The sequence below is a fragment of the Streptomyces aureus genome (assembly GCF_001418135.1).
Classification (GTDB): domain Bacteria; phylum Actinomycetota; class Actinomycetes; order Streptomycetales; family Streptomycetaceae; genus Streptomyces; species Streptomyces aureus_A.
This window is the reverse complement of the sequence record NZ_LIPQ01000311.1, coordinates 1-15193: the sequence shown is the minus strand read 5'-3', so window position 1 is coordinate 15193 and position 15193 is coordinate 1. Positions and strand designations below refer to the sequence as shown.

General features: G+C 70.8%; 15 protein-coding genes and 1 pseudogene. 9 read left to right on the top strand and 7 right to left on the bottom strand.

From position 1 onward, the window contains the following. Nucleotides 1-54: 54 nt before the first annotated feature. The gene (locus AOK00_RS24845; protein ID WP_037635599.1) at nucleotides 55-2214 is read left to right on the top strand and encodes an ATP-binding SpoIIE family protein phosphatase; all 2160 of its coding nucleotides are present in this window, start codon (nucleotides 55-57) and stop codon (nucleotides 2212-2214) included. 38 nt (nucleotides 2215-2252) lie between these two features. Here AOK00_RS24845 and AOK00_RS24840 read toward each other — a convergent pair whose 3' ends face one another. Then, entirely contained in the window at nucleotides 2253-2873 is a 621-nt protein-coding gene (locus AOK00_RS24840; protein ID WP_030545669.1) for a TetR/AcrR family transcriptional regulator, read from the bottom strand. A gap of 187 nt (nucleotides 2874-3060) precedes the next feature. Here AOK00_RS24840 and AOK00_RS24835 point away from each other — a divergent pair, with 187 nt between their 5' ends. From AOK00_RS24835 to AOK00_RS39185, 3 genes are all read left to right on the top strand, one after another. Further along, nucleotides 3061-3966, top strand: coding sequence for an FAD-dependent oxidoreductase (locus tag AOK00_RS24835; protein ID WP_030545671.1), 906 nt, complete (start codon nucleotides 3061-3063; stop codon nucleotides 3964-3966). A gap of 52 nt (nucleotides 3967-4018) precedes the next feature. Then, nucleotides 4019-4162, top strand: a complete 144-nt coding sequence (locus AOK00_RS39485) for a DUF6126 family protein (protein WP_169749492.1) — start codon at nucleotides 4019-4021, stop codon at nucleotides 4160-4162. 164 nt (nucleotides 4163-4326) lie between these two features. Next, nucleotides 4327-4509 (top strand): hypothetical protein, encoded by a 183-nt coding sequence (locus AOK00_RS39185; protein ID WP_126931786.1) that lies wholly within the window; start codon nucleotides 4327-4329, stop codon nucleotides 4507-4509. Nucleotides 4510-4537: 28 nt separating this feature from the next. Here the strand turns inward: AOK00_RS39185 and AOK00_RS24825 are convergent, their stop codons facing one another. Next, nucleotides 4538-5239, bottom strand: a complete 702-nt coding sequence (locus AOK00_RS24825) for a DUF1345 domain-containing protein (RefSeq protein WP_030545675.1) — start codon at nucleotides 5237-5239, stop codon at nucleotides 4538-4540. Between the two features lie 237 nt (nucleotides 5240-5476). On the opposite strand from AOK00_RS24825, the gene AOK00_RS24820 reads away from it, so the two are divergent. Next, a complete protein-coding gene (locus AOK00_RS24820; RefSeq protein WP_055602501.1) occupies nucleotides 5477-6367 on the top strand; it encodes an MBL fold metallo-hydrolase in 891 nt (296 codons plus the stop codon). 9 nt (nucleotides 6368-6376) lie between these two features. Here the strand turns inward: AOK00_RS24820 and AOK00_RS24815 are convergent, their stop codons facing one another. From AOK00_RS24815 to AOK00_RS24800, 4 genes are all read right to left on the bottom strand, one after another. Continuing rightward, complete coding sequence (locus AOK00_RS24815; RefSeq protein ID WP_063761373.1) at nucleotides 6377-7621, bottom strand: cation:proton antiporter; 1245 nt, start codon at nucleotides 7619-7621, stop codon at nucleotides 6377-6379. 151 nt (nucleotides 7622-7772) lie between these two features. Beyond that, a complete protein-coding gene (locus tag AOK00_RS24810) occupies nucleotides 7773-9158 on the bottom strand; it encodes a flavin monoamine oxidase family protein (protein WP_051874216.1) in 1386 nt (461 codons plus the stop codon). Between the two features lie 74 nt (nucleotides 9159-9232). Continuing rightward, on the bottom strand, nucleotides 9233-9724 hold the full coding sequence (locus tag AOK00_RS38535; RefSeq protein WP_242002528.1) for a hypothetical protein: 492 nt from the start codon (nucleotides 9722-9724) through the stop codon (nucleotides 9233-9235). A gap of 226 nt (nucleotides 9725-9950) precedes the next feature. Next, nucleotides 9951-11267: an NAD(P)/FAD-dependent oxidoreductase gene (locus AOK00_RS24800; protein WP_078945785.1), complete on the bottom strand. Its 1317-nt coding sequence runs from the start codon at nucleotides 11265-11267 to the stop codon at nucleotides 9951-9953. Nucleotides 11268-11622: 355 nt separating this feature from the next. Here AOK00_RS24800 and AOK00_RS40575 point away from each other — a divergent pair. After that, nucleotides 11623-11840 (top strand): annotated as a pseudogene (locus AOK00_RS40575) (IS5/IS1182 family transposase); the annotation flags it as partial. A 559-nt stretch (nucleotides 11841-12399) separates the two neighbouring features. Here AOK00_RS40575 and AOK00_RS24795 read toward each other — a convergent pair. Then, complete coding sequence (locus tag AOK00_RS24795; RefSeq protein ID WP_055602500.1) at nucleotides 12400-13365, bottom strand: pirin family protein; 966 nt, start codon at nucleotides 13363-13365, stop codon at nucleotides 12400-12402. Nucleotides 13366-13486: 121 nt separating this feature from the next. On the opposite strand from AOK00_RS24795, the gene AOK00_RS24790 reads away from it, so the two are divergent. From AOK00_RS24790 to AOK00_RS24780, 3 genes are all read left to right on the top strand, one after another. Then, nucleotides 13487-13834: a tetratricopeptide repeat protein gene (locus AOK00_RS24790; RefSeq protein WP_030313144.1), complete on the top strand. Its 348-nt coding sequence runs from the start codon at nucleotides 13487-13489 to the stop codon at nucleotides 13832-13834. Nucleotides 13835-13887: 53 nt separating this feature from the next. After that, nucleotides 13888-14298 carry a DUF6153 family protein gene (locus AOK00_RS24785; protein WP_055602499.1) on the top strand — a complete coding sequence of 137 codons (411 nt, stop codon included), beginning with the start codon at nucleotides 13888-13890 and terminating at the stop codon, nucleotides 14296-14298. Between the two features lie 92 nt (nucleotides 14299-14390). Beyond that, on the top strand, nucleotides 14391-15083 hold the full coding sequence (locus tag AOK00_RS24780) for a DUF305 domain-containing protein (RefSeq protein WP_055602498.1): 693 nt from the start codon (nucleotides 14391-14393) through the stop codon (nucleotides 15081-15083). Nucleotides 15084-15193 lie beyond the last annotated feature (110 nt).

Below are 15193 nucleotides of genomic sequence, written 5' to 3'. Positions count from 1 at the left end.
CCGCTCCCCGCTCACCCGGTGGCACAGGTCCTTCCGCTTCCGGACAATGCCCTTATGAGGACCGATGTCGACACCCTCCTCCACCGTCTGGCCCAGCAGCTCAGGCCGCGGACGGAGGAATCGGTCGAGACCCTGCTGCGGTACACCCGCGGCGAGCTGTCTGAACCCTGGGGGTACGACGAGGTCGCGGATCTCGTGGCCGAGGAGACGGCCGGGCACGTCGTCGCGTTCCTGGACCTGCTGGAACACGGCGCCGACGCCGCGGAGGCCGCGCCGCCGCCGCAGTCCCTGGAGCTCGCCCGCAGGCTCGCCCGGAGCGGGGTCCCGATCAGCACGCTCCTGCGCGGCTACCGGCTCGGACACGTCGCCCTGCTCCAGCTGGTCCAGACCGAGGTCCTCACGCTCACCGACGATCCCGAGCTGGTCAACGCCGCGGCACTGCGCCTGATGGCGGCGGGTTTCGGGTACGTGGACCGCAGTTCCGCACACGTGGTCGCGGCCTACCAGGAGGAACGCGACCGCCGACTGCAACGGCGGCTCCTGCTGGCCAATGAGGCCGGTCGCCGGATCGGGACCACACTGGACATCGACCGCACCGCGCAGGAGCTTGCGGACGTCGGCGCCGACGGCTTCGCCGACCTCGTCGCCGTCGACCTCGTCTCCTCCGTCCTCGACGACGAGGACGTCTCGCCGCCGTCGACCCCGCCGTCGCTCCGTCGCGTCGCCCGGCGATCCGTACCGGGCGGCGACGCCAAGGAGCTTCCCGTACGGATCGGACGGACACACAGCTACCCCGCCGATTCGGAGCCGGCCCGCGCGCTGGCGACCGGCACGCCCGTTCTGCGCCGTGGCGGAGCGAGCGGAGGCCTCGCAGGTGGTGACGGGTTCCACTCAGCCCTCCTCCTCCCCCTGGTGGCCCGCGGGGAGACGCTGGGCCTCGTCCAGTTCCTCCGTACGGGGAGCGGCGCGCCCTTCGACGACGACGATCTCCTCCTCGCCCAGGAGATCGCCGCCAGAGCGGCGGTGTCCATCGACAACGCCCGCCGGTACACCCACGAGCGTTCCACCGCGCTCGCCCTCCAGCGCAGCCTGCTGCCGCGGCACGCCGTGGAGCAGTCCGCCGTCGTCACGGCCTCCCGCTACCTGCCCAGTGGCTCCCGCGCAGGCGTGGGGGGCGACTGGTACGACGTGATCCCGCTGTCCGGAGCCCGCGTGGCCCTCGTCGTGGGTGACGTCGTCGGACGCGGACTGCGTGCCGCCGCCACCATGGGCCGCCTCAGGATGGCCGTGCGCGCCTTCGCGGACATCGACCTCATGCCCGACGAGCTGCTCACCCACCTGGACGACGTGGTCATCCGGCTCCAGCACGAGGAGGGGGAGGAAGCGGGCGAGACCAGCGCCACCTGCCTGTACGCGGTATACGACCCGGTCTCCCGCGTGTGCTCGCTGGCCAGCGCCGGACACGTCCTGCCCGCCGTGGCCACTCCCCCGGACGGAGCGGGCGACGCGCCGGGCTCCCGGTCGGTCGAGTTCCCGGAGATGCCGATCGGCCCGCCGCTGGGCCTGGGCGGACTCCCCTTCGAGACCGTGCAGTTCGAACTGGCCGAGGGGAGCCTGCTTGCCCTGTTCACGGACGGTCTCGTCCAGAGCCGGGCACGGGACGTCGACACCGCTCGCGAGCTGCTGCGCGACGGCCTGGCCCAGGGGTCCGCGTCCCCGGACGAGGTCTGCGACCGTCTGATCGCCGCGCTGGTGCCGGAGCGGGCCGTCGACGACATCGCCCTCCTCGTGGCCCGCACCCTGTCGCTCGATCCCGGTCACGTGGCCACCCTCGACGTTCCCTCCGACCCGGCGGCCGTCGCCGGGGCACGCCGCTTCGCCTCCGAAACGCTGACCGCCTGGGGCCTCGACGGGCTTTCCTTCACCACCGAACTCATCGTCAGCGAGCTGGTGACGAACGCGATCCGCTACGGCCGGAGTCCGATCCGGCTGCGGATGATCCGTCAGTCCACGCTGACCTGCGAGGTATCCGACGCCAACAGCACCGCTCCGCACCTGCGCCGCGCCCGCACCTACGACGAGGGCGGCCGCGGACTGCTCCTCGTCGCCCAGCTCTCCGAACGCTGGGGCACCCGCCACCACCGCGAGGGAAAGGTGATCTGGGCGGAACAGGCCCTGCCCGCGGACGGTCTCCTCACTCTCCCGGCGACCTGACCTCCCCGCCCGCGTGGCCGTGGGAAGGCCAGGTCAGGTCAGGCCGCGTACGTCTTGAGGTACGCGATCACCATGCGGCGCGCTTCGTCGATCGTGGCGTCGTCGCCGGCCGGTGACTGCCGGAACGCGACGTCGAAGAGGCGGTTGCCCACCTCGAAGGCGAGCTGCAGCGCGAGCCGGGGGGTGTCGGCGGATACCAGACCGCGCTCGACGAGAAGGCGCCAGAACCGGTCCGCCTGAGCGGCGTCGAATTCCCGGACCAGGACGGCGAGCGCCTCGCTGCGGCCCGAGAACCACAGCTCGACGCAGCTCGGATGCTCGCGGAAGTAGTCGCGCAGGGGGTCGATGACGGCGTCCGCGGCCTCCCGCAGCGTGGACAGCGAGGAGCCTTCCAACGCGGCGGTGACGAGCTCCTCGATCACCCGCAGGTGCCGGCGCAGGAGCTCGGCGTCGACCTGGTGCCGGTCGGGGAAGTAGTGGTACATCGAGGCGACCGGGATGCCCGCCCGCTCACCGACGGCCTTCAGGGTGGCCGCCTCGTAGCCCTGCTCCCGGAGCAGGGCCTCGGCGGCGTCCAGGATGGCGCGTCTCCGCTCCATGCCACGGCGCTGCACGGCCGGACGGGCCGACGCCGGGGATGCGGACTTCTTCTCGAACACAATTCGAGATCGTATCAGCCACACATCGGCTTCCCCCGGGTGAAGCGAGGTGGCAGGCCCTGCCGTAACCGACGCCGATCACCACAACCCGGATTGACTACGCGCATCACCAAAACTTAAACTCGAATCGAGTTTGACTTTAGAGTTCATCCCTGGCGCCGAAAACCCCACGACGAGAGGAACTGGCATGGCCACATACACCGAGCGCGACGTCGCGGTGATCGGCAACGGGCTCATGGGGGCGTCGATCGCCCGTGCCCTGGCGCGTTCCGGCTGGAGGGTCACGGCATACGACCCGGACACGGCACGGGCTCGGGTGCTGGCGACCGAGCTGCCGGGGATCAAGGCCGAGGCGGACCTCGAAACGGCGGTCGCGTCCGCCCCCCTTGTCCTGACCTGCGCCCCGTCCTACGAAGCCGTGCTCCGAAGCCTGGAGTGCGTCGGCGACTGGAACGGCAAGACGCTCCTCAATACGGGGACGAGCTCGACGGCGGAGGCGGAGCACGCCGCCGCGTGGGCTGCCCGGAAGGGCGTCCCCTACCTGGACGCCGCGATCCTCTGCTTCCCCCAGGACATCGGCACCGAGCGAGGCTACGTCCTCTTCTCGGGAAGCCCCGAAGCCTGGGCGCGGCACGAGGAGCTGATCGCCGCCCTCGGTCAGGCGACGCGGTTCGTCTCCGAACAGGCGCAGGCCGCGAGCGCGGTCGACCTCACGATCGTCGGCGGGGTGTACGTCGCCGCGCTGGCCGCCTACATCGACGCCGCGGCGTACGCCCACAGCCAGGGGGTTTCGGGCGACGTCCTCGACGAGGCCACGGACAAGGTCCTCGCGGCGCTGAAGGACGGGGCCAAGGAGGCAGTGGCGGCCATCGGCAGCGGTGATTTCACGACGGACCAGGCCACGTTGTCGGTGTTCACCCACGGAGGCGAGACGTGCCTCGACGGCATGAGGGGCGCCGGCTTCGCCGCGAACGTGCTGGAGGCCGCCGTACGCAATCTCAAGACGGCCGAGGCCGCGGGGCTGGGCGGGTCGAGCTTCTACGCCCTGGCACAGGTCGCCGGGGGCGACTCCGCCGTCGGCCGGCAGCAGTAGCGGGGAACGGGTTCACCGCTTCCGACCACCACACCCTGAGAGGGGAACTGCTGTGCGCGACGAGGACCACGACGCGGACCGGACGAACGAGAGATGGAAAGCGAAGGGCATCGGTCTACGGGTGTTCTTCTACGTCGTCGGCACCTACCTGTTCGTCACCCTGGTGGGCCACCTGGGCGCGCAGGCCCAGGAATAGCCGCCCCGACCCCTCACACCTCTCGGGAGCACACCGAAATGAACACCGATGTCTGCGGCTCCACTCGTCACGTTCCCCTTGAGGGGTACTCCGGCAGGGCGCGGACGTGGCAGAAGGCGAGCTGGAGCCGAGTCCTCCGTGAGACGGCCGTCGGATGCCTGATCATGCTCGTACCCACCCTTCTCCTCGGCTTCTTCATGTCGTGGGACATCGGCATCGCCCTCGTGATGGCGACCGCGTCATCGGCGGTGCTCTCCTCGTTCGTGTTCTCCCTCAGGGGTCATACGCTCGGGTGCGCGGTCAAGAAGGGCATCGTTCTGACGCTGGGATGGTGGGAGCGGATCTGAGGGGACGCCCAGTTCCATGGTGGCTTCGTCACAGGCTGTCCAGGGCGGAGACGAGGCTGGCCACCGTGACGGTGTTGAAGACGAAGGCGATGCAGGCGTTGACCGTCACCGTACGGCGCATCTCCCGGGACACCACGGTGACATCGGTCGTGCCGAACGTCGTCATGACCGAAAAGGCGAAATAGAGGTAATCGCTCCAGATCGGGGCCTCCTCGCCAGGCACGTCCAGTGCCCGTTCGCCCTCCACGAGGTTGTCGGCCTGGAAGGCGACGGCGAAGGACACGGCCACGCAGACCCAGGCGACGGCGACCAGGGTGAGTGCCACCGCCGCCCGGGCGACCGGCTCGAACGCTGAGCCGATGTGGCCGGGGCGCCACACCACCGCCACCACGAGCGCGGCGGCCGCGATGAAGATGGAGACCCCTGGCCCTGGCGCCGTTCCGTACACGTACCGCTGGAGGGTCGTGCCCCGTGTCTCCCGGTCCGCCCAGTCGCGCACACGATCGGGAGAGGCGGTCGAGAAGGCGATCGTCGTGATCAGGAGATAGGGAAAGAGATGGGCGAGCAGCATCAGCACGCACACGTCCGCCACCGAGATCTCCGCCCAGCTGCGGTCGAGGCCGAGGAGAAGCACCGCCGTGCACACAGCGATGATGAAGCTCACCGCCGACCGGCGACGCTCGGAGAGCCACTGGTTCCGACGGCGGCCCTGGGAACGTGACTGCGGCACGGAGAACTCCTCAGGAAGCAGCGGCTACCGACCCGTTCGAGGCCCGACGCTACGACATCATGGCGCTCCGTCGACGGTGTGCCGCGGCCGTCGCCGTGGGGTGTCGGCCGAATCGGTGGACCGTTACCCTCGCGTCGTGGGCTTGTGGATCACCCGCGCGAACGACCCCACGCAGGGCCGCGACGGCCGCCACGCGATCCGACCACCACGCCACTCGCGGATGAAGGAGTGCCGACCGTGCACACGACGGGATACACGGAAGCGGAATACGGCGGAGTCACCGTACTGGTCGGCGCCGAGCGAGGCGCCTACCCGCACGCCAACTCCGTCCTCGTGCGCGGCACCGCCGAGACACTGATCATCGACCCGTCGCTGTCGCTCGTCGAGTCGGCGCCTCCCGCAGACCTCGTGCTCGTGAGCCACGCACACGAGGACCACGTCGCGGGTCTCGGACGGTACGGCGCGCCCGTCCACGCCCACGAGGACGATCTCGCCGCCGTGCGGTCCCGTGCGGTCATGGCCGCCGGCTACGGCCTCCCGCCGGACGCCACGGAGCAGGCGGAGGCGATGCTGCGCGACCGGTTCCACGTGCGTGACCGCCCCGACGCGACGGGGTTCACCGACGGAGCCGTGTTCGACCTCGGGGGGCGCACCGTGACGGTCGTGCACCTTCCGGGCCACACCGCCGGTCATTGCGGTTTCCTGATCGAGCCGGACGGATTCCTGTACGTGGCGGACATCGACCTGACCTCGTTCGGCCCGTTCTACGGAGACGTCGGCAGCAGCCTGACGGATTTCGAGGCGTCCCTGCGCCGATGCCGGGAGATCGGGGCCCGCTGGTACGGGACGGCCCACCAGAAGGGCGTGATCGAGGGTGCCGAGGAGTTCGGCCGACGGCTCGACGCCTTCGTCGGCGTGGTGGAGCGGCGGGACGCGACCCTTCTGACGTACCTCGACGAACCGCGGACCGTCGAAGAGATCGCCGAGCGCCGGCTGGTCTACCGGCCGCACGTCGAAGGCCCCCACGTGCGGCCGGTGGAGCGGCGGATCGCGGCACGGCACCTGAGTCGGCTGGTGGACAGAGGAATGATCGTCGAGGTCGAGGCGGGGCGGTTCCGCGCCACGTAGCGGTCCGCATCACACGGTGTCACGCACGGTCGTCGCCGGCGGCAAGCCTCCTTTCCCGACCTCTTCCCGCGGGGCGCGGCGGGCGAACCAGCGGGCGATCGGCTCCGCGGTGACACCGTGCGCGACGACGCTCAGCAGGACGGTCGCGCAGGCCGTCCTGGCCACGAACGCCGCTTCCTCGTCGGGCAGCTGCGTGTACGCGAGGACGGCGAAGACGATGGAGGTGACGCCGCGCGAGCCCAGCCAGCCGACGGCGGCGCGTTCGGCCCCGCTGAACCCGCTGCCGGTGAGCGCGGTGACCACCGGAACGAAGCGGGCGACGGTGAGGGCGAACACCGCGTAGACCACGACCGCGAGGCTGACGCCGCCCGCGAACTCGTCCGTGATCAGCACCCCGAAGGTGAACCACACCGCCAGCGCCATCAGGTGGCTGACGTCGTGGACGAGCCGGAGGTGGTCGTCCCCCGCCGGACGCGCGGTGCGGGCGTAGCACAGGCCCGTCACGAACGCCGCGACGAAGCCGTTGCCCCCGACCTCCGACGAGGCCGTATAAGCGAGGAAGGGGAGAGCGAGGCCGGCCATGCGCAGGCCGGTGGGCCCCGTCCAGCCGGCTTCCCGGGACCTGCGCACCAGCCATGACGCCAGCAAGCCTAGGACCGCACCGACGAGCACCGCGTACGCCGCGCCCCGGGCGGCGTTCAGCAACAGGTCGGTGAACGTGTCCCCGTCCGTCGAAATGAGGTTGGCCACGCAGAACACGAAGAACGGCGAGACCAGGCCGTCGTTGAAACCGCCCTCGACGTTCAGGGCGGCCCGCACCCTCAGGGGCACGCGTTCGTCACGCAGCAGGTTCAGTACGGGGGCGAGGTCCGCGGGCATCACGACGAGGGCGGCCACCGCCGACAACCACCAGCTCGTGCCGGGAAAGAGCGCGACCCCGACGAGGGTGCCGAGCAGAACCGAGGCAGGCAGCGCCAGGCCCAGCAGGCGCCCCTCCCCCACCGACCGGCCCAGCCGTTCGTATCCCCGGGCCTCGGTGGCGTCCGTGAACAGCATGACGGCCAGAACGACCTCGACACACCTCTGGAAGGTGTGGGCGTCGAGGTCGAAGCCGAGCACGGGCCGGTCGCCTCCCGCCAGCGCCGCGCCCGCCACGGCGAACGCGATCGGCGCGGTGACGCTCCAGCGGGACATGCGGCTCGACACCAGCGACCACACGAAGAGCAGGGACAACAGGGCGAGGACGGCGGCCACGTGCGTCACCGCCTCGGACGGGTGACGAAGAGGATCACCGGTGACTCCCCAGGGGCCCGGTCGAACAGCATCGTGTGTTGTACGACGCCGTCGGACATGGCGTCGTTCGGCACGGACAACGCCGGGCCCCCGTTCATCGCCACCGCCGAGGTCACCGCCCCATGCTCGCGAGCACTGCCTTGCCCGCGTTCTCGCCCGAGCTCGCCGCGTCGGCGAGCGAGGGCATGTCGAGCTGGTAGTCGCCGGCCAGGTGGATCGGCCCGAGGGGGTTCCTCAGCACGGGCAGCGACGCACGCCTTCCGGGCGCCCAGAAGGGCACCACACGGCGGTGCCGCCGCACGGCCCCCTCGTCGAGCTTCCCTTCGAGCTGGGGGTAGAGCGAGATGAGGTCCGCGGCGAACCGGGTGACGATCGCTTCATCGGAGAGCTCGAAGAGCTCGTCGGCCATTGCCCCGCCGGCGAAACACGCCAGCGCGCCGCCGGGCTTCCGCTCGCCTCCCCTGCGGGTGGCGGCGGCGTGGTTGAACACCGCCTGGAACGAGAGCTGCGGCGTGGAGACGGCCAGGAGCTCGTCCCAGGGCTGAGGCCCCTTCTCCTCGGTGAAGAAGCCGACGATCACGTACCGGCCGTAGCGGATGTCCTGGAACGCGTTGCGGTACGTCTGCGGAAGCGCCGGAAGGATCCGCATCGCGATGTCGCTGGGCACCGCGACGACGGCCCGCTTCGCGCGCACCCGTACCTCGTGGCCCGCTGCGACGTACTCCACGACGACCCCGTCCCCCTTCGGCCTCACCGACCTGACGGCTGCCCGGAGACGGAGACGTTCGCCGAGATCGGCGGCGAGAACGTCGGTCAGCGTCTGGTTCCCCCCGACCGGCAGCGCGAAGTTCGGTACCTTCGCCGGATCCGTCATGGCGATTCCCACGGACGTCACCAGCTGGGTCGCGGCCGTTTCGCCGGGCTCGCAGCCCATCCACTGGCCCGACCACGACCGGACCATGTCCCGGGCCAGTCCGGAGCGGACACCGCGCAGGAGGTCGGAGGCGAGACGTCGGTCGAGCCCGGCCCGCACCCGCTTCGCCAGGCCGCTGGCCGAGGCGAGGAACGGCACCGCGGCAAGGATGCGGGCACCGACCACAGCCATGCCGACCTGGTCCACGAGGCGCATGCGCGTGCGGAACATGAGCGCGAAGAGATCGGCCGTGTCGACCAACCGGCCGTTGAGGGCCAGTGCCACGCCCTTGCCTGCCAACGACCCCATCTCGATGCCGTGGCGGTGGAGAGCGTCGATCAACGGCCCGGTCCCCTCGGTGAACTGCGTACCGAGGTTGATCCAGTAGTCGCCCTTCCGAACCGTCTCGACACGTCCGCCCGCGCGATCGGCCGCCTCCAGCACGATGACATCGGTCTCCTGGGCAAGCGTCGTGGCAGCCATCAGGCCCGCCATTCCCGCCCCGACGACCACGACGTCGCAGGTCTCCTCGCGCACGGGGGGCACGGCGTTGACCGCGTCCGACTCGGGCTCCGCGTTCGTCATCCCTGTTCCTCTCTTCGTCGTGCGCAACAAGCTTCCGGCTGGTCTCGACGCGCACGGCGCGAGACCTCGCGGCTTCAGTCCGGTCCTGACGAACGGACTATTTGATTTCGAATCGACTTCGAGTTTATAGCAGCTGCGGTGGGGAGCGCACGAGACCCGCACGTCGGCGACTTCGCCTCCGCCGGCTCGCCACCGCCGCCGCACCCGGCTCTCGCACCGAGCACGCGGGCCCTCGGAGTGCTGCCGGACGCCCCGGCGGTGGTGGGCACCACCCGAAAGGCATGGTCGTGCCCTCCCGCCGCACGGAAACCGAGGCGCGCGCCGGCGTGACGGGCCGACCCCTCGCCCGGCCAGGCGTTCTCGATGGTGGCGATGCACTCGCCGTGGAACGGCGGCACGGCGGAGCTGGCCGGGTGGGAGCGGCCCAGCGCCCAACGGTCCACCACGGTCTGGCCCTTGACGTTCTGGTGCACCGGCGCCTCGGCGCTGGCGACGAAGCAGGTGCCCATGGTGACCGCACAGGCGCCGAGCGCGAGGACGACGGCGAGGCCGCTGCCGGTGACGATGCCGCCGCTGTCGATGACCGCGGGGGTCCAGGCGTCGCACGGCAGCGGGGATGAGGACCAGGCCGGGGACGTCCTCCTCGGCGGGGTCGCCGGCGCACTCGGAAAGAAGGCGCGACCCGCTCCGCACGCGACAGCACAGGCCTGTCGACGGCGGCCTTGATGTCACGTCCGGAGAGATGCGCCGGAGGTGACGGTTAGCTCCTTTATTGCGCCTGGGCCTGGCTCCTCAGGGCCGCCGGCTCAGACGGTCCGAAATGCGGTCGAGCACCCACCCGGCCTTCAGCGCCGTCGCGCCGAGAGCGAATGAGGGCATGTAGGGCGGCCGCGGCCGCCAGATCGCACGCAGGTCGTCGTGGATCTCGTCACCGGCGAGCCGGTCGGCCAGCAGCGTGCCGATATAGGGCGACTGGGACAGCCCGTGACCATTGCAGCTGACGGCGTAGAAGACGTTCTTCGCGGCCTCTCCGGCCACCGGGAGGAAGGACGTCATCGCCACCCACCCGCCCCACGCCCGCTGGGGCGCGACATATCCGAGCGACGGGAACCGCTCGTGGAAGCCTTGGACCAGGTCCGCCACCACCGCGCGATCCGGCTCGTGGGCACCCAGCGCCGACGGCGCCGCCTGGAGCCGACGGGTACCGAACATGATCGTGCCGCGAGCGGTGCGCCGGTAGTTCTCGAGAATCGTGTGCGGGGTGATGATGCCGGTACGGCTTGTCCAGCCGATCGCCGCCAGACGGTCGGGATCGACCGGCTCCGTCTCCACCAAGCTGGTCCAGACGGGCGTGATACCGCTCGGGGCGATCTCGAGGTCGCGGGAGTGGGCGTTGGTCGCGAGCACGACCCTCTCGGCGCGGACGCGCCCACCGGGCACGCTGAGCACGACGCCCGCGCCGTCCGGCTCGACGGCCTCCACGGCCGTCCGCTCGAACACCTTCGCACTCGACGCCAGCAGTACGGCCCGCAGCCCGAGGGCGAGCTTCCCGGGGTTCAGCAGGCCACCACCCCGCTCGAAGATGCCGCCCAGGAAAGTTCCCGGCAGGCCGAAGTCACGGCCGTCGACGAATTCCACGTCCGCCCCCGCGTCACGGAGGATCCCCATGTTCTTCCTCAAACGCCGGAACTGTCCGGTGGAGACAGCGGCGATGACGTTACCCGTGGGGTCGTACTCGCAGTCGATGGCGAGGCGCCCGATCAGGCCCTCGGTGAACTCCGCCGCGTTCCCGCCATACCGCACGAGGTCGCGGAGCCGGCGCCGGTACAGCAGGCGCAAGAGCTGCGGGTCCCCGGCCAGGGCGTTCGACAAATAGCCCGCGTTGCGTGAACTCGCACCCCAGCCGCAGTACCCGCCTTCGAGCAGAGCCACATCGACGCCGCGCTCCGCCAGCCGGAGCGCCGCCGCCATCCCGACGAGACCACCGCCGACGACAGCGACATCGCACCGGACCTCACCTTTCAGCGCCGGCGCGAGATCGGTGGGCCGATCAGTCCACCCGGTGAACGCCGAGTAGGTCAAGCCGTCGGTGGACGCGTTCTTCGCCACGATGCCCCTCGTCTCCCGTTCCCCGCGTGGGACGGGAGAACGAGTGATGGAAATAGGAAACCCGAATCGAGTTTGAGTTTAGCGCCTTCGTCCAGCTCACTCATCGTCGGCCAGCAGCACGCACCACGCACATCCGAGGCTGGTCGGCGCGATGCGTGCGCAAGCTCAGCTGCGGATCGGGCCGAGGTGTCGATGCGACACACATCGCCAAGCAGCGCCGGCCACGCCGCCCGGAAACTCGCCCCTCCTCCCCACTGGCGCCGGATTTCGCCCCCAGCCATCGCCTCGGGTGAGCCCCGCGAGGGCTTGCCGGCGGGCACGCCGGGCCGAAGCGGTGATCACCGGCACGGTCTACGTGATCACGCCGTCGGAGCCGTCCTGGATTCCCCCGTGCGTCAGACCGAGTCGTCGGCAGTTCGGGAAGCCAGTGATCGCGCTGCGGCACGAAAGTACGGACGCGGCCCGCCGGGGCCGGCCCTGGAGCCTGCCACTGGAGGGCCGAGCCGCCCCACCTCCTGGCACACCGACTTGGCGCCGCGTCGACTCGCCCCGCCGTTCAGGGTTTCCAGGTCGACGCCCACTCCTGGCACGCCGCAGCGGTCGGCCGACTGCCGCCCGAGAACCGCACCCGACTGCAAGACGCGGGAGGAACACGACGCCAAGACCACCGCCGGCAACCTCGCCCTTGCCGGATGAAGGAGAGGGGCACACCGCGGCCCTGCACGCCCGACGTGACACGAAGATCCTTTACGGGACAGCCCTTTGGTGCGGCCGACAGCGCACCCACCCCACAGGGACGATCAGCCTGGGGGGTGTCCTCACGCGCCGGCCACCGTTCCCAGCGGTTCCGTGACGGAGCTGGTGAGCGGCGCAGACCACGGCGCCGCGACCGGGCCGCCACCACGCCAGCACCGCACCGACAGACTCCTGACGCCCTGTCAGGAAAGTCAGCAAAAAGTCAGCATGCAGCTGATCGGACCTGCTCCCACACAAGCACACTCTGGAAACACACCCGCCGACTGCACGACTGCGGGAGAGATGCGACAGGACCCCTCCCCCAGTCGCGGCGACAGCTGCAAGAGGGGACCGAAAATCTTCGATGCTCCATCGGCTCGACAGGGAAATTCCCAGGTCAGCGCACTCGACCTCGCGCCTTCAGGTGGGCCGCCGGGACCTCCGGCGCGTCCAGCCGGTCGCCGTCGTAGCCCTTCACCTCGCCGAACCGGTCGGACGTCATCCAGTCGTCCCTCGCCTCGCGGATCTCGTCGTCCGTGCGCCCCACGAAGTTCCACCACATGACGATCTCCTCCTCGAACGGTTCGCCGCCGAGGAGCATCAGACCGGCGTCGGAGGCCGCGCGGAGAGGAAGCCCGGTGCGGCCGCAGCCGAGGTAGAGCATGGAGCCGGGCAGGACCGGGACGCCGTCGACGTGGACCTCGCCGGACATGGCGAGGACCGCGTACTCGAAGTCGGGGTCCAGGGGGAGGCGGGTCTCCGTGCCGGAGGTGAGCGCGAGGTCGGCGCCGACGATCGGGCTGTACGTCGTGCCGGGCGAGACGGCGCCGTCGAGCTCGCCGAGGATCACCGTGGCCGTCAGGCCCGGGCTCGTGACCCGGGGCAGGTCGGCGTGGTGCTGGAAGTGCGGTTCCACATGGCGGTGGGCATCGGGGAGGGCCACCCAGAGCTGCGCGCCGTGGAGGAAGCGGGCGTGCGGCCGTGGGCTCTCCTCCGAGTGGGAGATCGCCCGGCCCGACGTCATCAGGCCGAGCTCGCGCGGCAGGATGGCCTGGAGGCTGCCGGTGGAGTCCCGGTGCAGGACCTCGCCCTCGTGGAGCCAGCTGACCGTCTGGAGTCCCATGTGCGGGTGCGGCGGGACCTGCATGCCCGGTTCGTCGGCGATGTCGTCGGGGCCGTAGTGGTCGACGAACGCCCAGGCCCCGACCATCCGCCGGCCCAGGTTCGGGAGCAGTCGGCGGACCTCGGTCGACTCACCGAGCTGGACGTGGCGGGGGCTGAGGAGTTCCCGTACCGGCTCGGCGACGACGAATCCGCGGCCGCCGCACACGGTCAGCGCGGCCTGACGATCAAGATTGCTCATGCTCAACCTGTTCCTGTCCGGAGACGGCAAACCATTGTGGAATGTTCAACCATCTCGGTGTGTTGACGTGGTCGACCACCCCACAGGGTGGCAGATCCGGGCCTCGGGAAAGGGCGAGCAAGTGAGCGACACGTACTACGAGTTCGGAACGGCCGGCGAGCGCTGGGACCGGGCCCGGCTCTTCTTCGACGCGAAGGAGTACGGAACAGCCGTCCGCATCCTCACCGGGCTGGTCGCGGAGCACCCGGAGCAGACGGCCCAGCGGCTCCTCCTCGCCCGGGCCTACTACCACTCCGCCCAGCTCTCCCGGGCCGAGACCGAACTGCGGGCGATCCTGGAGCGCGACCCCGTCGAGCACTACGCCCGGCTGATGCTCGGCCGCACCCTGGAGCGCCTGGGGCGTACGGACGAGGCCGCGCCGCACCTGCGGATGGCCGCCGCGATGGCGGGCGAGACACCGCCGGCCTGACGCGCCCCCTGATACCCCCGTCCGGTATATTCGGCGGCCAGGAGGTCCTGACCGTGCGTACACACCGAGCGGAACGCCGCAGACGAGCGGAAGGTGCCCTGGCGCACCTTCTGCTCGTCGTCGTGCTCGCGCTCGGGGTGTTCCTGATGCACGCCGTCGGCCACCCCGAGGGGTCCGGCGGTACGGAGACCGGCTCGGCGTCCGCCCACCACTCCGTCGCCGCCCATGGTGACGAGGGCTCCGACGCCGACACGGGGCACGGGCCCGGTTCGGGGACGGACATGACCACCCTGTGCGTGGCCGTCCTCGCCGGCTGGCTGGTCGCGGCACTCGTCAGGGCCGCGCTCGGCCGCCGCCCCGACTGGCTCGCCCTGCTGCTCGCGCGGCTGACGCCCGCGCCAGGGCCGCACGCGCCCCCGCCCCGACCTCCCGACCTCGCCCAGCTGTCCGTCCTGCGGATCTAGGCCGTACCGCCGCCGCGGGCGCCTCGCGCTGCCCGTGAACGTCTTCGGCCTGCCCACCTCCGTCTGTACGACCAGCACACGAGGTATCACCCATGCGTTCCTTCACCCATCGCACCGCCCGGAAGTTCGCCCTCGTCGGCGCCGCCACCGCGACCGGGCTGCTGCTCACCGCCTGCGGCGCGGACGACGGCACGAGCGGGATGGACCACGGCGGTACGTCCGCCACGGCGTCCAGCTCCGCGTCTTCCTCCGCGTCCGGCTCCGCCTCCGCCGCCCCGTCCGCCCCCGCTTCCGGATCCTCCGGCGCGACCGCCGCACCGGGCGCCTTCAACGACGCGGACGTCATGTTCGCGCAGATGATGATCCCCCACCACGAGCAGGCCCTGGACATGGCGGAGCTCGCCGAGGGCCGGGCCGAGGACCCCGAGGTCAAGAAGCTGGTCACCGCGATCGAGCAGGCCCAGGACCCCGAGATCCAGAAGATGAAGGCCTGGCTCAAGGGCTGGGGCAGGCCCGAGTCCGCCGGTCACGGCGGCGGGGGCGGCCACGGCATGGCCGGGATGATGTCCGACCAGGACATGAAGGACCTCGCCGCGGTCAAGGGCAAGGCCTTCGACCGCAAGTTCGCCGAGCTGATGATCGCCCACCACAACGGCGCCGTCGCCATGGCCGAGGACGAGCGGAAGAACGGCGAGAACCCCACCGCCAAGGCGCTCGCCGACGACGTCGTACGGACCCAGTCCGACGAGGTCGCCGCCCTGAAGAAGGTCCTCGACCGGCTCTGATCCGGTCCGGCTCCCCCTTCCCGTACCCACGGCACACGGATACGTCCGCGCGCCACGGGCGGCCCGACCCTCTTCGGGGCGGGCCGCCCCGCCGTGTCGTACCCCTGCTC

Bases quoted from the DNA above. Each gene is read 5' to 3' on its own strand.
- AOK00_RS24795 (WP_055602500.1), bottom strand. From the start codon at position 13,365: ATGAGCAATCTTGATCGTCAGGCCGCGCTGACCGTGTGCGGCGGCCGC.
- AOK00_RS24810 (WP_051874216.1), bottom strand. From the start codon at position 9,158: ATGACGAACGCGGAGCCCGAGTCGGACGCGGTCAACGCCGTGCCCCCC.
- AOK00_RS24835 (WP_030545671.1), top strand. From the start codon at position 3,061: ATGGCCACATACACCGAGCGCGACGTCGCGGTGATCGGCAACGGGCTC.
- AOK00_RS39185 (WP_126931786.1), top strand. From the start codon at position 4,327: ATGCTCGTACCCACCCTTCTCCTCGGCTTCTTCATGTCGTGGGACATC.
- AOK00_RS24780 (WP_055602498.1), top strand. From the start codon at position 14,391: ATGCGTTCCTTCACCCATCGCACCGCCCGGAAGTTCGCCCTCGTCGGC.
- AOK00_RS24845 (WP_037635599.1), top strand. From the start codon at position 55: ATGAGGACCGATGTCGACACCCTCCTCCACCGTCTGGCCCAGCAGCTC.